20 protein-coding genes are annotated in these 19,144 nt (G+C 73.0%); 12 read left to right on the top strand and 8 right to left on the bottom strand.

Features of this window, described 5'->3' with window-relative positions; genetic code table 11:
- Positions 1–136 precede the first annotated feature (136 nt).
- Positions 137–520, top strand: coding sequence for a winged helix-turn-helix transcriptional regulator (locus ADK60_RS06275; protein ID WP_053643934.1), 384 nt, complete (start codon positions 137–139; stop codon positions 518–520).
- Between the two features lie 75 nt (positions 521–595).
- On the top strand, positions 596–1,210 hold the full coding sequence (locus ADK60_RS06280; protein WP_234370967.1) for a DinB family protein: 615 nt from the start codon (positions 596–598) through the stop codon (positions 1,208–1,210).
- Between the two features lie 83 nt (positions 1,211–1,293).
- On the opposite strand, the gene ADK60_RS06285 is transcribed toward ADK60_RS06280, so the two are convergent.
- Both ADK60_RS06285 and ADK60_RS06290 read right to left on the bottom strand, forming a co-directional pair.
- Entirely contained in the window at positions 1,294–1,758 is a 465-nt protein-coding gene (locus ADK60_RS06285; protein ID WP_052708872.1) for an RNA polymerase sigma factor, read from the bottom strand.
- A gap of 540 nt (positions 1,759–2,298) precedes the next feature.
- Positions 2,299–3,108, bottom strand: a complete 810-nt coding sequence (locus ADK60_RS06290; RefSeq protein ID WP_053643936.1) for a hypothetical protein — start codon at positions 3,106–3,108, stop codon at positions 2,299–2,301.
- Between the two features lie 256 nt (positions 3,109–3,364).
- On the opposite strand from ADK60_RS06290, the gene ADK60_RS06295 reads away from it, so the two are divergent.
- The gene (locus tag ADK60_RS06295) at positions 3,365–4,402 is read left to right on the top strand and encodes a hypothetical protein (RefSeq protein ID WP_052708871.1); all 1,038 of its coding nucleotides are present in this window, start codon (positions 3,365–3,367) and stop codon (positions 4,400–4,402) included.
- Positions 4,403–4,460: 58 nt separating this feature from the next.
- On the opposite strand, the gene ADK60_RS06300 is transcribed toward ADK60_RS06295, so the two are convergent.
- Positions 4,461–5,051, bottom strand: a complete 591-nt coding sequence (locus tag ADK60_RS06300; protein WP_053643938.1) for an isochorismatase family protein — start codon at positions 5,049–5,051, stop codon at positions 4,461–4,463.
- A 215-nt stretch (positions 5,052–5,266) separates the two neighbouring features.
- Entirely contained in the window at positions 5,267–6,583 is a 1,317-nt protein-coding gene (locus tag ADK60_RS06305; protein WP_045938665.1) for a nicotinate phosphoribosyltransferase, read from the bottom strand.
- A gap of 264 nt (positions 6,584–6,847) precedes the next feature.
- Between ADK60_RS06305 and clpS the strand changes: the two genes are divergently transcribed.
- The 9 genes from clpS to ADK60_RS06350 all read left to right on the top strand — a co-directional run bounded on the left by clpS (position 6,848) and on the right by ADK60_RS06350 (position 13,017).
- Entirely contained in the window at positions 6,848–7,141 is a 294-nt protein-coding gene (clpS, locus tag ADK60_RS06310; RefSeq protein WP_030394235.1) for an ATP-dependent Clp protease adapter ClpS, read from the top strand.
- A gap of 82 nt (positions 7,142–7,223) precedes the next feature.
- Positions 7,224–7,799, top strand: coding sequence for a DUF2017 domain-containing protein (locus ADK60_RS06315; RefSeq protein WP_053643940.1), 576 nt, complete (start codon positions 7,224–7,226; stop codon positions 7,797–7,799).
- A 226-nt stretch (positions 7,800–8,025) separates the two neighbouring features.
- The gene (locus tag ADK60_RS06320; protein WP_053643942.1) at positions 8,026–9,480 is read left to right on the top strand and encodes an amino acid permease; all 1,455 of its coding nucleotides are present in this window, start codon (positions 8,026–8,028) and stop codon (positions 9,478–9,480) included.
- Between the two features lie 65 nt (positions 9,481–9,545).
- On the top strand, positions 9,546–9,977 hold the full coding sequence (locus tag ADK60_RS06325) for a M67 family metallopeptidase (RefSeq protein WP_045938662.1): 432 nt from the start codon (positions 9,546–9,548) through the stop codon (positions 9,975–9,977).
- Between the two features lie 149 nt (positions 9,978–10,126).
- Positions 10,127–10,246 carry a putative leader peptide gene (locus tag ADK60_RS47995; protein WP_317621128.1) on the top strand — a complete coding sequence of 40 codons (120 nt, stop codon included), beginning with the start codon at positions 10,127–10,129 and terminating at the stop codon, positions 10,244–10,246.
- A gap of 103 nt (positions 10,247–10,349) precedes the next feature.
- Positions 10,350–10,628, top strand: a complete 279-nt coding sequence (locus ADK60_RS06335; RefSeq protein ID WP_045938660.1) for a MoaD/ThiS family protein — start codon at positions 10,350–10,352, stop codon at positions 10,626–10,628.
- A gap of 91 nt (positions 10,629–10,719) precedes the next feature.
- On the top strand, positions 10,720–11,688 hold the full coding sequence (locus tag ADK60_RS06340; RefSeq protein WP_045938659.1) for a PLP-dependent cysteine synthase family protein: 969 nt from the start codon (positions 10,720–10,722) through the stop codon (positions 11,686–11,688).
- A gap of 157 nt (positions 11,689–11,845) precedes the next feature.
- Positions 11,846–12,037 carry a MerR family transcriptional regulator gene (locus ADK60_RS06345; RefSeq protein WP_045938658.1) on the top strand — a complete coding sequence of 64 codons (192 nt, stop codon included), beginning with the start codon at positions 11,846–11,848 and terminating at the stop codon, positions 12,035–12,037.
- A 233-nt stretch (positions 12,038–12,270) separates the two neighbouring features.
- Positions 12,271–13,017: an MBL fold metallo-hydrolase gene (locus ADK60_RS06350; protein WP_045938657.1), complete on the top strand. Its 747-nt coding sequence runs from the start codon at positions 12,271–12,273 to the stop codon at positions 13,015–13,017.
- A gap of 92 nt (positions 13,018–13,109) precedes the next feature.
- Here the strand turns inward: ADK60_RS06350 and ADK60_RS06355 are convergent, their stop codons facing one another.
- The 4 genes from ADK60_RS06355 to ADK60_RS06370 all read right to left on the bottom strand — a co-directional run bounded on the left by ADK60_RS06355 (position 13,110) and on the right by ADK60_RS06370 (position 18,993).
- The gene (locus ADK60_RS06355; RefSeq protein WP_053643947.1) at positions 13,110–14,399 is read right to left on the bottom strand and encodes an NtaA/DmoA family FMN-dependent monooxygenase; all 1,290 of its coding nucleotides are present in this window, start codon (positions 14,397–14,399) and stop codon (positions 13,110–13,112) included.
- Positions 14,396–15,502: an LLM class flavin-dependent oxidoreductase gene (locus ADK60_RS06360; protein ID WP_063783063.1), complete on the bottom strand. Its 1,107-nt coding sequence runs from the start codon at positions 15,500–15,502 to the stop codon at positions 14,396–14,398. Before ADK60_RS06360 ends, ADK60_RS06355 begins: the two co-directional genes overlap by 4 nt.
- 528 nt (positions 15,503–16,030) lie before the next feature.
- Positions 16,031–17,308: a PTS transporter subunit EIIC gene (locus ADK60_RS06365; protein ID WP_045938655.1), complete on the bottom strand. Its 1,278-nt coding sequence runs from the start codon at positions 17,306–17,308 to the stop codon at positions 16,031–16,033.
- Between the two features lie 395 nt (positions 17,309–17,703).
- Positions 17,704–18,993 carry a PTS transporter subunit EIIC gene (locus ADK60_RS06370; protein WP_053643948.1) on the bottom strand — a complete coding sequence of 430 codons (1,290 nt, stop codon included), beginning with the start codon at positions 18,991–18,993 and terminating at the stop codon, positions 17,704–17,706.
- Between the last annotated feature and the right edge of the window lie 151 nt (positions 18,994–19,144).

Consider the following 19,144-nt stretch of genomic DNA (forward strand, 5'->3'; position numbering starts at 1 on the left):
GCGGTTCATGGCGGTCTCCGTCGGTGGGTCGGGGCGGGGGCCAGGGGGCCGTCCGCCGTCGCGGTGACGGTAGACCGGGGGGTGCCGGTTACTTCAACGGTACCGGCGGGGACCTCTGTTCGGTTACGGTCGGGGGATGACTCGGACCGTGCCCGCGCCGCTGCCACCGGACCTCTTCGACCCGGACTGCCCCGTGCCGACGGTTCCGGTGCTGGGCGGGAAGAAGTGGGCCTGGCGGATCCTGCGCTGTCTGGAGGGCGGCCCGCGCCGGTTCTCGGAGCTCCGGGTGCCGCTGGTGGGGATCACGGCGAAGGTGCTGACCGAGTCGCTGCGGTCGATGGAGCAGGACGGCGTGCTGGAGCGGACGGAGTTCGCGGAGAACCCGCCGCGGGTCGAGTACGCGCTGACGCCGCTCGGGCGGACGCTGCTGGGGCCGATGGACGCGGTGTGCGAGTGGAGCCGGGCGAATCTGGCGGAACTGCTCGCCGCGCGGCAGGCCTTCGAGCTCGCGGAGCGGTAGGGCTGGCAGGATTTCGGTGACCGCTGGCGCTGACGCCGCTGGTGGGGGCGGTCGGGGCGCGGCCATCCTGGGCGCATGACCGATTCCGAGCACACCTCGCCCGAGCCCGCCGTCACCGCGGACGCGGCAGCCGCCGTCACCGCGGACGCCGCCGCCGACGCGATCGTCCCCGACACCAAGGACTGGACCTGGGTGCTGGAGCAGCCCTGCGCCGACTGCGGGCTGGACGCCGGCGCGGTGGTGCGGGAGGACGTGGCCGGGATGGTCCGGGCGAACGCGGCCGGCTGGACGGCGGTGCTGGGCGGCGACCCGGCGGCGCTGCGCCGTCGTCCGCGTCCGGAGATCTGGTCGGACCTCGAATACGCGTGTCACGTCCGCGATGTCTTCCGGCTGTTCCGCGTCCGGCTGGACCTGATGCTGGACCAGGACGACCCGCTGTTCGCCAACTGGGACCAGGACGCGACGGCGGTCGCCGAGCGCTACGGCGAGCAGCGGCCGGCCGCGGTGGCGGTGGAGCTGGCGGAGGCCGCGGAGGCGCTGGCGGCGGCGTTCGAGGGGGTGGCGGGCACGCGGTGGGCGCGGACCGGCAACCGCTCCGACGGGGCGCGGTTCACGGTGGAGTCGTTCGCCCGGTACCTGATCCACGACCCGGTCCACCACCTGTACGACGTGACGGGCGAGCGGGTCTGAGCACCGGGGCCCGTGGGCGGTCCCGAGCGGGCCTGGGTGCGCCCGTGCGGTCCGGGTCGGTCCGGGGCGGGCCCGGCGGCGGCTCACCAGCCGGAGGCCTCACGCAGCATGGTGCGGCGGAGCCGGCCGGCCACGCTGGCGGTGTCGGTGCCGATGACGTCGGCGATCTCGGGCGCAGCGAGACCGACGACGTAGTGCAGGATCGCGAGATCGTCGTCGGCGGCGTGGCCGGGACGGTCCTGGGCGGCGGGGCGGGCGGCGGGCAGGCCGCTCTGCCGGGTGTGCTCGTCGACGGTGGCGCGCAGGATCTGCCAGGCGTGCGCGGTGGGATTCGAGCTCCCCAGTAATTCGCGCCACTCGACGGCGATTTCGGCGAAGGCCTGCTGGACGGCGCCGGTCGCCCGGTCCGGGTCGGGCAGCCAGACCCGGGCGTAGCTGAGGTACCGCGGCCGGTGCAGTTCGCAGAAGGCCGCGAACTCCAGCGGTACGGCGGGTGGTTCGCCGGGCCCCGGGGGTGGCTCGGCGGTGCTGTCGTGGCGTTGGGTCATCTCGGCTTCTCGGCAAGTGAGATGGGCATCTGACGGTCGATCATCTGTGCTCACTCTACGGTAGGCGCTCGGTGCGCTGGGTTACCAATCGGATGGAATGCCCGGAAGGAGTCGCCGTGCGGCCGGTTCCGGCGGTGGCCGGGTGGGGTCCGGCGTGCGGTGCGGCGGTGGCGGAGGGGCGTGGAGTGCTGCGCAGTGGTGTCAGAGGCTGGGGTGCGGTGCTTCGTGGCCGGTCAGCGGGGTGGCACGGCGGTGGTGGCGGATCGGTCGGTGCGCCACCGCGGGGGGTGTGATGTGCCACCGTAAGCGGTTCGGCGGTTCCCGTCCACGCCTGCGGCGCGAAGCCGCGCCCGCACCACCGGGCGCACCACCGCTCGCGCGCTGGGTGGGCCGGGCCGGGCTGCGACGATGACGCGGGCAGCGGCCTGGCGGCGCGGTTCCGGACGGGGTGGGGCGGTGGGCCGGCCCCGTCGCACGCATCCCGCGTGCCCGGCCCTTCGTCGGCGGATCGCCGTGTACGAGCAGAGAGTTGACGAACTGTCAGGTTGTGTTGCGGGTCTTCGTCGGAGCGGTCAGGTCGTCCGGTGCGGTGCCCCGGGCGAGTTGGGCGGGGAAGGTGTCGGTGGCCCGGCGGCGGGCGCGCCGCGCGGCCGCCGCAGCCGCGGCCCCTGCGGTGCGGGCCACTTCCTCGGCCACGGCCAGCCGTTCCCGTTCGTGCTCCCGGCCCCGGAGGTCCTCGGGGCGGAGGTCGGCCGTGCCGTGGTCCGCGGTCCCGCGTCCCGCCGGGGCGCCGTCCGGGGCACTGCGGCCCGCGGCCGTACGGTCCGGCGTTGCATGGTCCGGCGTCGTACGGTCCGCGGCCGCGCCGTCCCGGGCGGCGGGCCCCGGGGCGGGATGCTCCGCGGCTTCGCGGCCAGGGTCCTCCCGGAGCTCGCGCAGCTCGTGCGCGGTGCCCTCGGCGGCCTCGTGCGCGGCCCTGGTGGCCGTTCGCAGGCGGGCCGCCCCGGAGGCCCCTCGGACCCGCCCGGGGGCGGTGCGCGCCGCTTGTTCCTCGGCCGCCTGTCTAGCCGCCAGATAGGCCTGGACGGCTGCCATCCCGTAGACGGGCTGGATCAGTTGGTGGCCCTTGAAGAAGGGGCGGGCGGGCGCGAATCCGGCGGCGACCACGAGGTCGCGGATCTCGGCTATCTCCGCTTCGCTGCGCGCGGTGAAGCGGACCTCCCAACCCTTCTTGTAAGTATGGCCCTGTGCGCCGCTGCGGCGGGCCGGGTCCGGCCGGCGGACGTATCCGGGCAGGCGTCCGAGGCGGAGCTGGGCCGCGCGGAGGCCGGCGGTCTCGTCACGTGACATGTACTAAGGGTAGGCAATCCGGCGGGCTGGAGTGACGCCCGGAGGTGACTTTGCCGTATGTGCTTGGTCACGCACGGTCAGACGGCCAGGTGGTCGATCGAGAGTAATCGAGTATGACAAGACGATGATCACCCATTCCTCCGAATGGGTGAGGGTATGAGGACTTTAGTGCGGACTGGTCCCGGTTTCGCGACGGTTGGGTAACAGTGCGTCAGGCGGCCGGGAAAGGCCCCGGAGCGTTGGGGATGGTGTCGGCATGAGCTACCGGATTCCCACGCCGCCGCCCTCCCTGGAGGAGCTGGCGCGCCGTCAGCAGAACGTCCTCACCGCCGGTCAGCTGCGCGCCAGGGGCGTGCCGTCCCGGGTCGTCAGCGAGCACTGCCGCCGCGGCGGGCCCTGGCAGCGGCTGCTCCCCCGGGTCTATCTGATGCAGTCCGGCGAGCCCTCGCCGGAGCAGCGGATGTGGGCCGCGCTGCTGTACGCGGCGCAGAACGGCCGGGAGGAGGGGAGCCGGGAGGGGGCGGTGATCACCGGCGCCGCCGCGCTCGCGCTGTACGGCTTCGCCGCGGTGCCCCGGCTGCCGGCGGTCACCGGGGTGGACGTGCTGGTGCCGCGCCAGCGCCGGCTGAAGGACGCCGGGGAGGTGCGGATCCGGCGCACCGAGCGGGAGTTGGTGGCACGCTCGGTGCACGGCCTGGCCTGTGCGCCGGTCGCCAGGGCGGTGGCCGACGCGCTGCGCGAGTGGACCTCCGCCGAGTGGGCGGCCGGCGCCGGCGCCGGGGTGTTCGCGCCCGCGCCGGTCCGGGAGGTGCTCTCCGAGGCCGTCCGCCGGCCCGAGCTCCACTGTCCGGTGGGGGAGTTGGCCGCCGAGCTGGCCGAGTCCGGGCTGACCGCCGACCCCCGGGTGCGGGCCGTGCTGGACGGCCTGCTGGCCGCCGACCGGGACCGGGTGCTGGACCGGGTCGGCGAGCTGGTGGACGAGTGGCTGCTGCCGGTGCCGCTGACCTCCCCGGAGCTGCGGATGCGCGGCGGCACCTACGTCGCCGTGCCGGACCTCTACTGGCCGCAGGCGGGTGTCGCGGTCGAGGTCGACTCGGAGCTGCGCTGCGTCAGCGAGGGCGAGGCGGCCTGGGTGCGCGGCGGGCAGCACCGGATGGAGTACCTCGGGGTCCGGGTGGTGTACGTCTCCGGCGCGCGGCTGGCCGGGGACGCGGACGCGGTCGGCGCCGAACTGCGGGAGGCCTTCCGGCTGGGCGGCACCGACGTGGTGGAACTGCTGGTCACCGAGCGGTGAGCGCCCGGGAGCCCGGAGCGGCCGCCGGAAGGTCCGAACAGTCGGGACGGGGCCCGGCTCAGCCCCCGACCATCGGGGTGCCGACCAGCTCCACCCCGGCCGCCCGCAGCTCGTCCAGCGCGGCGGCGGTGGTCGGCGCGGCCACCCCGGCGGTGAGGTCGAGCAGGACCCGGGTGCGGAACCCGGCCCGCGCCGCGTCCAGTGCGGTCGCCTTGACGCAGTGGTCGGTGGCGATCCCGACCACGTCCACCTCGGTGACCTGCCGCTCGCGCAGCCACTCCGTGGGCCCCCGGCCGTTCTCGTCCACGCCCTCGAAGCCGCTGTAGGCCGCGGCGTAGGCGCCCTTGTCGAAGACCGCCTCGATCGCGCCGGAGGTGACGGAGGGCGCGAAGTTCGGGTGGAAGCCGACCCCTTCGGTACCCGCGACGCAGTGCACCGGCCAGCTGTGCACGAAGTCGGGCTCGTCGGAGAAGTGGTCGCCCGGGTCGATGTGGTTGTCCCGGGTGGCGAGGATGTGCCGGTAGCCGGGGGCGGACTCGGCGATGAGGTCGGTGATCGCGGCGGCCACCTCGGCCCCGCCCGCGACGGCCAGGCTGCCGCCCTCGCAGAAGTCGTTCTGCACGTCGACGACGATCAGTGCCCGGTGCATGGCTGGTATTCCTCGGTCCGGTGGGGTCCTGCGGAGGACGTGGGGAGGGGGCGTGAGGGGACCTCAGGCCCTGTGTGAGGGGAACTCTACGGTCGACTGTAGGCAGTGGCATCCGGGGGCGGAAGGCCCGGGGAGGGCCCGGCCCGTCGGCCTGTGGACGAACCGTCGCGCCGACCGGCGCCGCCCGGACCCGCCCCGCCCCGCCGACCCCGGCGTCACACCTGCAGCTCGGTCGCCAGCACCGGATCGCCCTTGGAGAGCTGGGTCGCCGACAGCGGCAGCGCCGCCCGGGCCCGGACGTGCCGCTCGCGCGCGGCCTCCAGCGGCTCCCGGCCGACCACCTCGCCGGCCTTGACCAGCGGCACCTGCACCAGGTGCGGGGCCAGCTCGGCCGGGACCGGTCCGGTGCCGACCACCTCGGCGTCGGCGACGCCGTCCGCGTCCGGCCGCCGGGCGGCCCACTTGCGCCCGCCGACACTGGTCTTGCCGCCGGCCGAGCGCTTGGCGACCGGGACCAGCGGCCCGTCCGGACCGGCCGCCCGGGCGACCAGCTTGTAGACCATCGCGCAGGTCGGGTGCCCGCTGCCGGTGACCAGGCTGGTGCCGACGCCGTAGCCGTCCACCGGGGCGGCGGCGAGCGCGGCGATCGCGTACTCGTCGAGGTCGGAGGTGACGATGATCCGGGTGCCGGTGGCGCCGAGCTCGTCCAGCTGGCGGCGGACCCGGTGGGCGAGCAGCGTGAGGTCGCCGGAGTCGATCCGCACGGCGCCCAGCTCGGGGCCGGCCACCTCGACGGCCGTGCGCACGGCCTCCCGCAGGTCGTAGGTGTCGACCAGCAGGGTGGTGCCCCGGCCCATCGAGTCGATCTGCGCCCGGAAGGCGTCCCGCTCGCTGTCGTGGACGAGGGTGAAGGCGTGCGCCGCGGTCCCGGTGGTCGGGATGCCGTAGGTGAAGCCGGCCTCCAGGTCGGAGGTGGCGGTGAAGCCGGCCACGTAGGCGGCGCGGGCGGCGGTGACGGCGGCCCGCTCGTGCGCGCGCCGGGCGCCCATCTCGATCACCGGGCGCCCGCCGGCCGCGGAGGTCATCCGGGAGGCGGCGGCGGCGATCGCCGAATCGTGGTTGAGGATCGAGAGGATCACCGTCTCCAGGATCACCGCCTCGGCGAAGCTGCCCTCGACGGTGAGCAGCGGGGAGCCGGGGAAGTAGACCTCGCCCTCGGGGTAGCCGTGGATGTCGCCGGTGAACCGGTAGTCGGCGAGGTAGCGCAGGGTCTCCTCGTCGACGATCCGCTCGCCGGCGAGCCAGTCGAGCTGGGCGGAGGTGAAGCGGAAGCTCTCCACGGCGTCCAGGACCCGGCCGGTGCCGGCGACCACGCCGTAGCGCCGGCCCGCGGGCAGCCTGCGGGTGAACACCTCGAAGACGGAGCGGCGGTGCGCCGCCCCGCTGCGCAGGGCGGCCTGGAGCATGGTGAGCTCGTAGCGGTCGGTGAGCAGCGCGGTCGAGCCGGCCGCAGTCACGGAAGTGGCGTCCATGAGGATGATGCTACTACCCCTTAGCGTCAGAGTGACGATTTCTCGTGGCGGATCGTCGGCGGGCGCGTCGGCGGGCCTCTCGCGGGCCTCTCGCGGGCGGGCCGGGGGCGGTCCGCGGGCGGGCCGGGACCGGGTCGTGGGGCCGGGGGCGGAATCGCCCCGAGGTCCCCCGGATGGCAGCATGGGGCTGAAGGGGCACGTGCAAACCACGTGACGGCCAGGTGGGAGCCACCTGGAGAGCCAGGCGACAGGAGGGACCCCGCGGTGAGTGTCGCGCCCGTGGAGATCGAGCGCCCGGAGGTCGAGGGCGTACCGGTGGCGGAACCGGACACCCCCTGGGTCACCATCGTGCACAACGACCCGGTCAACCTGATGAGCTACGTCCAGTACGTCTTCCAGGCCTACTTCGGCTATCCGAAGGACAAGGCCAGGAAGCTCATGATGGAGGTGCACACCAAGGGCCGGTCCGTGGTCTCCAGCGGCTCGCGCGAGGAGATGGAGCGCGACGTGCAGGCGATGCACGGCTACGGTCTCTGGGCCACCCTGCAGCACGACTGAGGCCGCGGCGCCCGCTGGGGCGACAGCGGTGACGACGGCGACGATGACGGCGACGAAGACGAAGACGGGCTGACCGATACCGATGGCTGGGTTGTTCGAGAGTGCCGGTGACGGGGGCGCGGTGCTCGCGCTGGACGAGCTGGAGGCCTCCATCCTGCGCTCGCTGGAAGTGCAGATGCTGGAGCTGATCGGGCCGGGCCCGGGCGGGGACGGCGGTGACCCGCTGGCGGCGCTGTTCGCGGAGGGGCCGACCGAGGCGCCCGCGGACCCGGCGCTGGCGCGGCTCTTCCCCGATGCCTACGGGGATCCCGCCGGACCGGCCGACCCGGAGGCCCGGGAGGCGGCCGGGGAGTTCCGCCGCTTCACCGAGCCGGACCTGCGGACCCGCAAGCGGGAGGACGCGCTGTACACCGTGCGCACCCTGGACGGCCTGGGCGGCGAGGACGGGACGGTCGAGCTCGACGCCGTGGGGTGCCGGCACTGGCTGGGCGCGCTCAACGACCTGCGGCTGACCCTCGGGGTGCGCCTGGACGTCACCGACGAGGACGAGCGGGGCCTCTACGAGCTGCCGGACAGCGACGACCGCAAGCCGCTGGTGATGGCCTACCTGTGGCTCGGCGCGCTGCAGGAGTCGCTGCTGGAGGCGATGGCCGGCTGAGCCGCCGGGGCGCCCCAGGAGCGGCCGCCCCGGTTCAAAGCAGGCCCCGGCCGCCCGTCCGCATGCTGGACGGGCGGCCGGGGCTTTTCCGGTCAAAACGGGCGAAACCCTATCGGGACATGCTCAAATATCGCTCAGATGGACACCGCTGTCCGGATCGGGCGTGGTACGACTGCTCCCCATCCCCACGAGTCCCACCACGAGAACCCATCCAGGACGGTGCACCATGGCCGAACGGCTCTACGACGAGGTCGTCGACGCGAAACCGGACGAGGAGGGCTACGAGCGGGGGCTCGGCAGCCGCCAGATCCAGATGATCGCGATCGGCGGCGCGATCGGCACCGGACTCTTCCTCGGCGCCGGCACCGCGATCTCCAAGTCCGGCCCCAGCCTGATCCTCTCCTACGCCGTCGCCGGCGTGGTGATCTTCGTGATCATGCGGGCACTCGGCGAACTCCTCACCTACCGCCCGGTCTCCGGCAGTTTCGCCGAGTACGCGCGGGAGTTCCTCGGCCCCTTCGCCGGCTATGTGACCGGCTGGACGTACTGGCTGTTCTGGGTGGTCACCGGCATGGCGGAGACCACCGCCGCGGCCGTCTACGTCCGCTTCTGGGCGCCCGACATCCCGCAGTGGCTCAGCGCGCTGGTCTTCCTGGTGATCCTCTACGGGGCCAACCTGATCTCGGTGAAGCTCTTCGGCGAGATCGAGTTCTGGTTCTCCATGGTCAAGGTCACCGCCATCATCGGCATGATCCTGATCGGCATCGGCGTCCTCACCCTGGGCTTCAGCGACGCCGGCGACACCGCCTCGATCACCCACCTGTGGGAGAACGGCGGCTTCTTCCCCAAGGGCATCGGCGCCACCGTGATGACCCTGCAGATCGTCATGTTCGCCTACCTGGGCGTCGAACTCGTCGGCGTCACCGCCGGGGAGAGCGAGAACCCGCAGAAGACCCTCCCGCGCGCCATCAACACCCTGCCCTGGCGGATCGCGCTGTTCTACATCGGCGCCCTGGTGATCATCCTCTCGCTGGTGCCGTGGACCGAGTTCCAGCCCGGCGTCAGCCCGTTCGTCGCCGCCTTCGGCAAGATCGGCATCCCCGCCGCGGCCGGCATCATCAACTTCGTGGTGCTCACCGCCGCGCTCTCCTCCTGCAACTCCGGCATGTACTCCACCGGCCGGATGCTGCGCGACCTCGCGCTGCGCGGCCAGGCCCCCGGACGGCTGACCAAGCTCAACTCCCGCCGCACGCCGTCCGTCGCGATCACCCTCTCCTGCCTGCTGATGGGCGCCGGCGTGGTGCTCAACGCCCTCGTCCCGGCCCGCGCGTTCGAGTACATCACCTCGGTCGCCACCGTCTGCGGCCTGTGGACCTGGGCGATGATCCTCATCTGCCAGATCCGCTACCGGAAGGCCTGGCTGGGCGGCCACCTGCCGCCGCCCAGCTTCAAGGCCCCCGGCGGCCTCTGGAGCAGCTGGGCCTCGCTCGCCTTCCTCGTCCTCGTGGTCGTCCTGATCGCCCTGGACGAGGACAACCGGATCTCGCTGTACGTCTTCCCGGTCTGGGCGGTCCTGCTCGTGGCCGGCTACCAGGTGCTCAAGCGCCGCCGCCCCGAGGCGGTGCACGCGGTCGCGCACGACCACCTGCACGCGGCCGGCAACGGCGCCGACACGCACTGAGACGGCACCCCCGGCCGTCGTGGACGCCCCGGCGGTGATCCGCCGGGGCGTGGCATCCTGACGCCATGCTGACCATCACCCGAGAACTGCGCGACGCGATCGTCGCCCACGCCCGCGCCGACCACCCGGACGAGGCCTGCGGTGTGGTCGCCGGTCCGGAAGGCAGCGGCCGCCCCGAGCGGTTCGTCCCGATGCTCAACGCCGCCCGCTCGCCCACGTTCTACGAGTTCGACTCGGGCGACCTGCTGAAGCTCTACCGTGAGATGGACGACCGGGACGAGGAGCCCGTGATCGTCTACCACTCCCACACCGCCACCGAGGCCTACCCCTCGCGCACCGACGTGAGCTACGCCTCCGAGCCGAACGCCCACTACGTCCTGGTCTCCACCGCCGAGGGCAACGGCACCGAAGACCCGTACGAGTTCCGCTCGTTCCGCATCGTGGACGGTGTGATCACGGAGGAAGACGTCCAGGTCGTCGAGGCCCACCAGGCCTGACCCGCACCCACCTGGGCGAGGCCCGCCGACCTCCGCGAGTGGTCGGCGGGCCACTGCTGTTCCCGGGCCGTCTCGACATGAGGGACGAAACCATCCGGATGCCGGGACGGGCATGGAGGAGCGGGCCCGGGAATCTATACGATGAGCCCATGCGTTCCGTCGATGTGAGCAACCAGGCCCCGGGCACCCGCCTCGTGGCGCGCCTGCACATCGACCTGTGCCGGCACGCCGGCGCGATCTGTCCCGGTACGCCGGCGCGCTCGCGCTGAGCCGCCCGTCCCGGCCCGCCGCGGATTCCACCGCCCCGGGCCGTCACGCCCTGCCGCGCCCGCTGCGGCCCACCCACCTCACGACTCGCACAGGAGCGCACCCATGGCCATCGAGGTCCGCATCCCGACCATCCTCCGCACCTACACCGACGGCGCCAAGGCCGTCGAGGGCACCGGCAGCAACCTCGGGGAACTCTTCCAGGACCTGGACGCCCGCCACCCGGGCATCGCCGGCCGCCTGCTGGACGGCGGCGAACTGCGCCGCTTCGTCAACGTCTACCTGAACGACGAGGACGTGCGCTTCCTGGAGGGCATCTCCACCGCCCTCGCCGACGGCGACAGCGTCACCATCCTGCCCGCCGTCGCCGGCGGCGCCCGCTGACACCCCGCCCGCCCCGGCCCGGCGCTCCGCCCGGGCCGGGGCGGGCACCGCCCGACCGGACCCGACCACACCGCCGCCGCCGGAGGACCCCTTGCGTTACGACAGCCCGCTCGAAGCCGTCGGCAACACCCCGCTGGTCCGCCTGCCCCGGCTGTCCGCCGCGGTCCCCGGCAACACCGACGGCCCGGTCACCCTGTGGGCGAAGCTGGAGGACCGCAACCCCACCGGCTCCATCAAGGACCGCCCGGCCCTGCACATGATCGAGCGCGCCGAGGCCGACGGCCGGCTCACCCCCGGCTGCACGATCCTCGAACCCACCAGCGGCAACACCGGCATCTCGCTCGCCATGGCGGCCAAGCTCAAGGGCTACCGGATGGTCTGCGTCATGCCCGAGAACACCAGCGAGGAACGGCGCGAACTGCTCCGCATGTGGGGCGCCGAGATCATCCCCTCGCCCGCCGCCGGCGGCTCCAACACCGCCGTCCGGATCGCCAAGGAGATCGCCGCCGAGCACCCCGACTGGGTCATGCTCTACCAGTACGGCAACCCCGACAACGCCGGCGCCCACTACGCCACCACCGGCCCCGAGATCCTCGCCGACCTGCCCACCGTCACCCACTTCGTGGCCGGACTCGGCACCACCGGCACCCTCATGGGCGTCGGCCGCTTCCTGCGCGAGAAGGTCCCCGGCGTGCGGATCGTCGCCGCCGAACCGCGCTACGACGACCTGGTCTACGGGCTGCGCAACCTCGACGAGGGCTTCGTCCCCGAGCTGTACGACGCCGAGGTGCTGACCACCCGCTTCTCGGTCGGCTCCGCCGACGCCGTCCGCCGCACCCGCGAACTCCTCCAGGAGGAGGGCATCTTCGCCGGGGTGTCCACCGGCGCGATCCTGCACGCGGCGATCGGCGTCGGCCGCAAGGCCGCCCAGGCCGGCGAGCGCGCCGACATCGTGTTCGTGGTCGCGGACGGTGGCTGGAAGTACCTCTCCACCGGCATCTACACCGCCGAGTCCACCGAGGCCGCCGTCGAGGCGCTGCAGGGCCAGCTCTGGGCCTGAAACCTCCACCGCCCCGGTCGTGACGATCGGGGATTTGTCCGTACCGTGCTCCCGGTTCGTCACGGTACGACCACGGTGGCCGTTCCGGTGCGGGGCCGCCGCCCGGCGCGGAAAGGCTGCTCACGAACGTCTCCCCACGCACCAGCGGAGGTGGCCCGTGAGTCGCAGTACCGACCTGTGGTCGTACGTCGAGATCGCCCGTCACATCAACGTCCAGCCGGAGACCGTCCGCAACTACCGGCGGCACGGCCTGCTCCCCGAACCCGACCTGGTCGACGGCGGCGGCCACCCGCGCTGGTACCCCGAGACCGTCCGCGCCTGGGCCCGCCGCCGCCCCGGCCACCGCTGAGCGTCCGCCGCCGGGCCGCCCCGGCCGGTGCCGGAGCACCACCGGCGCACCGTCCGTCCCCCGTCCCCCCGGCGTTCTGGTGATTCCAGCCACAGCACGGCACGGAGACGGGGGCAAAGTGCCGCTCCGCCCTTACTCTCGACAACACGCGCAGGGCAGCGCCTCCGGCCGGTACTCCCGGCCCGCTGTCATGACCAGCGGCAGCCAGGACGTGTCGGGGCGGAGGGGCTCGGATGAAACTGACCGTGGTGGGGTGCTCGGGGAGCTTCCCGTCGGCCGACTCGCCGTGCTCCAGCTACCTCGTGGAGGCCGACGGCTACCGGGTCGTGCTCGACCTCGGCAACGGCGCGCTCGGCGCCCTCCAGAAGTACGCCTCGATCTACGAGGTCGACGCGATCCTGCTCAGCCATCTGCACGCGGACCACTGCATCGACCTCTGCGCCTACTGGGTCGCCCGCAACTACCGGGCCGAGGGCTGCCCCGAGCCGATGCCCGTCTACGGCCCGGCCGGCACCGCCGAACGGATGGCCCGTGCCTACGACATGCCGGAGAACCCGGGGATGAAGGAGGTGTTCGAGTTCCGCACCCTCACCCCGGGCCGCTTCGACCTCGGTCCCTTCCGGATCGACGTCGCCCAGGTCAACCACCCCGTCGACGCCTTCGCCTTCCGGCTCGAGCACGGCGGCCGCAGCCTGGTCTACTCCGGCGACACCGGGGAGAGCGCCGAACTCGTCGAGCTCGCCCGGGACGCCGACCTCTTCCTCTGCGAGGCCGCCTACCTGGACGGCCGGGACACCTACCGGGCCGTGCACCTCAACGGCCGGGAGGCGGGCGAGCACGCCACCGCGGCCGGCGCCCGCCGGCTCGTGCTCACCCACATCCCGCCGTGGACGGACGCCGAGCTCAACCGGCGGGACGCGGCCGCCGCCTATCCCGGGCCGGTCGAGATCGCCCGGGCCGGGGCGGTCTACGAGATCTGAGCCCCGGCCGGGCCGCCGCCGGGGACCTGCCCCGGCAGCGACCCCCGGCAGCGACCCCCGACGGTGACCCCGACGGCGGCCCGGCGACGGGCTCAGCGGCGGCCGGGGACCGGCAGGCCGAGGTGCTCGCGCAGGGTCGTCCCGGTGTACTCGGTGCGGAACACCCCGCGCTCCTGGAGCAGCGGCACCACCCGGTCCACGAACTCGTCCAGCCCGCCCGGGGTGAGGTGGGGGACGAGGATGAAGCCGTCCGCGGCGTCGCTCTGCACATGGCGGTCGATCTGCTCGGCCACGCTCCGCGGGGTACCGATGAAGGACTGCCGGCCGGTCACCTCGATCACCAGCTCGCGGCTGCTGAGCCCCTTCGCGGCGGCCACCGCCCGCCACTCGGCGGCGATCTCCAGCGGATCGCCGAGCGAGGTCCGCCCCTGGACCAGCCCGGAGCCGCGCACCGGGTCGACGTCCGGCAGCGGGCCGTCCACGTCGTGGCCGGAGAGGTCGACACCCCAGACCTGTTCCAGGTAGGCGATGGCGGTGGCCGGGCTCACCTGGGCGCGGCGGATCGCGGCGGCCCGTTCGACCGCCTCCTCCTCGGTGTCGCCCAGCACCCAGGTCACCCCGGGCATGATCTTCAGCTCGTCGGGCTTGCGCCCGTACGCGGCCAGCCGCCGCTTGACGTCGGTGTGGAAGGCCTGTCCGGCGGCCAGGGTGGAGTGCCGGCTGAAGACCACGTCGGCGGTGGCGGCGGCGAACTCGCGGCCCTCGTCGGAGTCCCCGGCCTGGATCACCACCGGGTGGCCCTGCGGTGGCCGGGGCACCGAGAGGGTGCCCTCGACGTCGAACTGCGGACCCTGGTGGCGGACCGTGCCGGTGCCCGCCGCGTCCCAGAACTCCCGGGCCAGCTGCACGAATTCGGCGGCCCGGGTGTAGCGGTCGGCGCGGTCGAGGTAGCCGCCGCGGCGGAAGTTCTCACCGGTGAAGGCGTCCGAGGAGGTGACCACGTTCCAGGCGGCGCGGCCGCCGGAGAGGTGGTCCAGCGAGGCGAAGCGGCGGGCCAGTTCGTACGGCTCGTTGAAGGTGGCGTTGACGGTCGCGGCCAGCCCCAGACGGGTGGTGACGGCGGCGAGCGCGGCCAGCACGGTGATCGACTCGGGGCGGCCCAGCACGTCCAGGTCGTGGATCCGGCCCTTGACCTCGCGCAGCCGCAGGCCCTCGGCGAGGAAGAGGAAGTCGAACCGGCCGCGTTCGGCGGTGGCGGCGAGGTGGCGGAAGGACTCGAAGGCGATCTGGCTGCCGGCGGCCGGATCGGTCCACACCGTGGTGTTGTTGACGCCGGGGAAGTGCGCGGCGAGGTGGATCTGCTTGAGCGGACGGTCCGTCATCGGGTCACCTCGGCGGTCGCGGCGGGGCGGGTGGGCGTACCGGCGGTGGCGGGCGTTCCGGCGGCGGATATGTCGGTGGTGGTGCTGCTGCTGGCGCTGCTGGTGGCGGCGGACGCGTAGCGGCTGGCGGGCCGGGCCAGCCCGAGCCGGTCGCGCAGGGTGCGGCCGGTGTAGCCGGTGCGGAACAGGCCGCGCTCGCGCAGGGCCGGCACCACGTGGTCGGCGAGCACCGCGAGGTCGCGGGCCGGATCGGCGGGCACCAGGTGGAAGCCGTCGACCCCGCCGCCGCCCTCGGTGGCCTCGGTGAGCAGGGCGGCGGTCGCGGCGGCGGTGGTGAGCGCGACCGGGATCCGGGCCAGGATCCGCAGCGCCTCGCCGCCGCGCAGCCGCAGCTCGGTGGCGGCGGTCAGCCGGGTGGCCCGGTCGGGGGCGTCGAGCAGGACGACGTCCGCGTGGCGGGCGGCGGTGGCGACCCGGGCGCGGCCGCCGGGGCCGGCGTCCGGTGCGAGGTCGGCGGCGGCGACGGTGACCGCGATCACCGGGCGGCCCTGCGGCGGGCGCGGGGTGATGGACGGCCCCCGGACCGAGAAGTACGGGCCCTCGAAGTCGATGTGGTGCAGTTTGGCGCGGTCGACGAAGCGGCCGGTGGCGGCGTCGCGGATCTCCGCGTCGTCCTCCCAGCTGTCCCAGAGCCGGGAGGCGGCGTCGGCGGCGTCGGCGGCCTCGGCCCAGAGCTTCTCGGCGGGGGCGGTGCCCCGGCGGCCGAAGGCCCTGGCCTCGGCCTCGGTGTCGGAGACCCCGACCAGCCAGCCGGCCCGGCCCTCGCTGACCCAGTCCAGGGTGTTGACCGCGATCGAGGTGTGGAAGGGCTCGGTGTGGGTGGTGGTGACGGTCGGGACCAGTCCGAGGCCGCTGGTGACCGGGGCGAGCCGGGCGAAGGTCGCCAGCGCGTCGAGCCGGCCGGGTTCGGGGGTGTAGGAGTCGTCGAGGGTGACGAAGTCGAGGGCGGCCCGTTCGGCGAGCCGGGCGAGGTCGGTGAAGTGGGCGGCGTCGAACCGGCCGGGGCTGTCGAGGGCGGCGGAAAGGTGCAGTTGGCGGGGCATGGGTGGCCTTGACTTTCCTCGTACGGAAGCGGTGCGTGCGGCGGTCGCGGACCGGCCCGCGACCCGTGGCCAGCGGCCCGGACGCGGTGGGGCGGCCGGGGCGGGTGCGGGTACGGGGACGGGCGGTGCGGACGGGCACGGGGCCGCGCGCCCGGGGCACGGGCGGGCGCGGGGAGGGGAGGAACGGCCGGGCGCGGCGGGAGGTCAGCCGGGCGTCGGCGCGGGGAGCGCTCGGGTCAGCCGCGACACGCCGCGGACCACACGCGACCGAAGTCGATGTGGCTGCGGGTCACCAGCGGGTGGGAGGCGTTCACCGCCCCAGTTGACCAGCGCCCTCGCCGGTTCGTCAACCGTCGTCCCAGCGGGTGGCCACCTCCGTGGACACCTCGGTGGACACCCGGGGAGCCGGTCCCAGGTACGTGGGAAGCCCGCCCCGGGCATGCGGAACGGCCCCGCCCCGCCACCCGGGGGAGCGGGTGGCGGGGCGGGGCCGTGAGCGGCGTGCGGGTGGTTCCGGGCGTCGGGCGGTCAGGCCTTGGTGACGTCCTCGATCTCGTCCTCGTCCTCGCGGCCGGGGGTCTTGAGGTCGAACTTCACGATCGCGAAGCGGAAGAGGAAGTAGTACAGCGCGGCGAACGCCAGGCCGAGCGGGATGATCATCCACGGGTCGGTGGCCTTGCTCCAGGCGAGTGCGTAGTCGATCAGACCGCCGGAGAAGGTGAAGCCGTCGTGCACGCCGAGCGCCCAGGTGACGGCCATCGAGACGGCGGTCAGCAGCGCGTGGATGACGTACAGCACCGGGGCGATGAAGACGAAGGAGAACTCGATCGGCTCGGTGACACCGGTCACGAAGGAGGTCAGGGCCAGCGACAGCATCATGCCGGTGACGGCCTTGCGGCGGTGCGGCTTGGCGGTGTGGGCGATCGCGAAGGCGGCGGCCGGGAGGGCGAACATCATGATCGGGAAGAAGCCCGACATGAACTGTCCGGCGGTCGGGTCGCCGGCGAAGAAGCGGGTCAGGTCGCCGTGCACGACGGTGCCGTCGGGCTTGGTGAAGTCACCGGTCTGGAACCAGGCGTAGGAGTTGACGAACTGGTGCATGCCGACCGGCAGCAGACCGCGGTTGACCAGGCCGAACGCGCCGGCGCCGACGGCGCCCGCACCGATGAGGGTGTCGTTCAGGCTCTTGATCGCGTCACCGATGGGGCCCCAGGTCAGGGCGAAGAACACACCGACGGCGGTGCCGACGAAGGCCATCATGATCGGGACCAGGCGGCGGCCGTTGAAGAAGCCGAGCCAGTCGACCAGCTTGGTGCGGTGGTACTTCTGCCACAGCACGGCGCTGAGCAGGCCGATCACGATGCCGCCGAGCACACCGGGGTTCTGGTAGGTGGCGGGGACCCACTTGCCGTCGGCGATGTGGCCCTCGGCGATCGGGAACGCGGTGAGCACGTTCTTGTAGACCAGGAAGCCGACCAGGGCGGCCAGGGCGGTCGAGCCGTCGGCCTTCTTGGCGAAGCCGATGGCGATGCCGACCGCGAAGAGCAGCGGCAGGTTGTCGAAGACGCCGTTGCCCGCGGCGGCGAACACCGCGGCGACCTTGTCCCAGCCGAGGCCGTCCTTGCCGAAGACGTCGTCCTGGCCCAGTCGCATCAGCAGACCGGCGGCGGGGAGGACGGCGATGGGCAGCTGGAGGCTGCGGCCGATCTTCTGCAGGCCCTGGAGCAGGTTCTGGCCGAACTTCTTGGCGGGACTGGGCGTGGCCGGAGCCGTGGCGGGCGCCGGTGCCTGCGCAGACTGACTCATGGGGGTGGATTCCTTACGGCAAGGGCGGGTCGGTCGGGGGGAGGGCACAGGGGGCCGAACCGCGAACTGGTCTACACCACACGTGGTGTAGACCAGTTTTGTAGCACGGGTGGAGGGGGCGGGGAACCCTCGAAAGCGGTGCTGATGGGAAGCGCTATGAAATCGAAACCTACTTGCGGATCAACGATCTTGATTACCCGCCGTGATTGGCATTTTGGCTAATTGCGCAACAAAAAGCCGACGGCCCCCGGGACTCCCCGGCAGGTCACCGATGGCTCGTCACCGGTGACGGTCCGGCGTTCCGCACCGGGACCATCGGCTCGGGCCGGATATGCCGAAGGCCCCCGGACCAAGGGTCCGGGGGCCTTTTCGGATTGGCGGCGGTGACGCTCGGTTTATGCCTTGGTCACGTCCTCGACCTCGCTCTCGTCCTCCCGCCCCGGAGTTTTCAGGTCGAATTTCACGATGATGAAGCGGAAGAGCGCGTAGTACACGGCGGCGAAGCAGAGGCCGATGACGATGATCAGCCAGGGCTTGGTGGCGAGGCTCCAGTTGATCGCGTAGTCGATCAGACCGGCCGAGAAGCTGAAGCCGTCGTGCACCCCCAGCCCCCAGGTGACCGCCATCGAGACGCCGGTCAGCAGGGCGTGCACCGCGTACAGCACCGGGGCGATGTAGGCGAAGGAGTACTCGATCGGCTCGGTGACGCCGGTCACGAAGGAGGTCAGGCCCAGCGAGACCATCAGGCCGTAGATCTCCTTGCGCCGGTGCGGCTTGGCCGCGTGCGCGATGGCCAGCGCGCACGCCGGCAGCGCGAACATCATGATCGGGAAGAAGCCGGACTGGAACTGGCCGGCCGTCGGGTCCCCGCCCAGGAAGCGCGGGATGTCGCCGTGCACGATCGTGCCGTCCGGCTTGGTGAACTCGCCGAACTGGAACCAGACGAAGGTGTTCAGCAGCTGGTGCATGCCGATCAGCAGCAGGGCCCGGTTGGCCACGCCGAAGATGCCCGCGCCGACCGACCCCAGGTCGGCCAGGGTCTGGCTGAAGTCGTTCAGGGCCCGCCCGATCGGCGGCCAGACCCACAGCGCCAGGCAGGCCAGGACCATCCCGACCAGGGCGGTGATCATCGGCACCAGGCGGCGGCCGTTGAAGAAGCCCAGCCAGTCGACCAGCCGGGTGCGGTGGAAGCGCACCCAGAGCCAGGCCGTCATCAGGCCGATCAGGATGCCGCCCAGCACCCCGGGGTTCTGGTACGTCGCGGCGGCCGCCTTCGCCGAGGTGTAGTCCACGCACTGGTCGCTGACCAGCACCGTCGGCGGCTGGCAGTGCTCGGGGAAGGCGTGCAGCACCCGGTAGAAGACGAGGAAGCCGACCACCGCGGCGAGCGCGGTCGAGCCGTCGGCCTTCTTGGCCATGCCGATCGCGACACCGACGCAGAACAGCATCGGCAGACCGAGCGAGGAGTCCAGCAGCGCACCGCCCGCCGCGGCGAAGACCTTGGCGACGTTGTCCCAGCCCAGGCCGTCCTTGCCGAAGACGTCGGGCTGCCCGAGCCGGTTGAGGATGCCGGCGGCCGGGAGTACCGCCACCGGCAGCTGGAGCGAGCGGCCCATCTTCTGGAGTCCGCCGTAGAAGGTGTGCCACCACGTGCTCTGCGACGCCGCGGCGCCTGCCGAACTCATCCTTCGCCCTCCGAGTGCGGTTGCCGTCCGGTGGTCCCCGGCGGGACCTCGGGCGGGGACCGGGAACACCCGGGGCCCTTCCTGCGTTCATCGGGGTACACATATATTGGTGTAGACCACTTTGGGACGCAGTCCGCGCACCGGGAAACCG

The sequence above is a fragment of the Streptomyces sp. XY431 genome (assembly GCF_001279805.1).
In the GTDB taxonomy this organism is placed as follows: Bacteria; Actinomycetota; Actinomycetes; order Streptomycetales; family Streptomycetaceae; genus Kitasatospora; species Kitasatospora purpeofusca.

Coding starts and splice junctions, on each gene's coding strand:
- ADK60_RS06275 (WP_053643934.1), top strand. CDS start 137: ATGACTCGGACCGTGCCCGCGCCGCTGCCACCGGACCTCTTCGACCCG.
- ADK60_RS06280 (WP_234370967.1), top strand. CDS start 596: ATGACCGATTCCGAGCACACCTCGCCCGAGCCCGCCGTCACCGCGGAC.
- ADK60_RS06285 (WP_052708872.1), bottom strand. CDS start 1,758: ATGACCCAACGCCACGACAGCACCGCCGAGCCACCCCCGGGGCCCGGC.
- ADK60_RS06290 (WP_053643936.1), bottom strand. CDS start 3,108: ATGTCACGTGACGAGACCGCCGGCCTCCGCGCGGCCCAGCTCCGCCTC.
- ADK60_RS06295 (WP_052708871.1), top strand. CDS start 3,365: ATGAGCTACCGGATTCCCACGCCGCCGCCCTCCCTGGAGGAGCTGGCG.
- ADK60_RS06300 (WP_053643938.1), bottom strand. CDS start 5,051: ATGCACCGGGCACTGATCGTCGTCGACGTGCAGAACGACTTCTGCGAG.
- ADK60_RS06305 (WP_045938665.1), bottom strand. CDS start 6,583: ATGGACGCCACTTCCGTGACTGCGGCCGGCTCGACCGCGCTGCTCACC.
- ADK60_RS06315 (WP_053643940.1), top strand. CDS start 7,224: ATGGCTGGGTTGTTCGAGAGTGCCGGTGACGGGGGCGCGGTGCTCGCG.
- ADK60_RS06320 (WP_053643942.1), top strand. CDS start 8,026: ATGGCCGAACGGCTCTACGACGAGGTCGTCGACGCGAAACCGGACGAG.
- ADK60_RS06325 (WP_045938662.1), top strand. CDS start 9,546: ATGCTGACCATCACCCGAGAACTGCGCGACGCGATCGTCGCCCACGCC.
- ADK60_RS47995 (WP_317621128.1), top strand. CDS start 10,127: ATGCGTTCCGTCGATGTGAGCAACCAGGCCCCGGGCACCCGCCTCGTG.
- ADK60_RS06335 (WP_045938660.1), top strand. CDS start 10,350: ATGGCCATCGAGGTCCGCATCCCGACCATCCTCCGCACCTACACCGAC.
- ADK60_RS06350 (WP_045938657.1), top strand. CDS start 12,271: ATGAAACTGACCGTGGTGGGGTGCTCGGGGAGCTTCCCGTCGGCCGAC.
- ADK60_RS06355 (WP_053643947.1), bottom strand. CDS start 14,399: ATGACGGACCGTCCGCTCAAGCAGATCCACCTCGCCGCGCACTTCCCC.
- ADK60_RS06360 (WP_063783063.1), bottom strand. CDS start 15,502: ATGCCCCGCCAACTGCACCTTTCCGCCGCCCTCGACAGCCCCGGCCGG.
- ADK60_RS06365 (WP_045938655.1), bottom strand. CDS start 17,308: ATGAGTCAGTCTGCGCAGGCACCGGCGCCCGCCACGGCTCCGGCCACG.
- ADK60_RS06370 (WP_053643948.1), bottom strand. CDS start 18,993: ATGAGTTCGGCAGGCGCCGCGGCGTCGCAGAGCACGTGGTGGCACACC.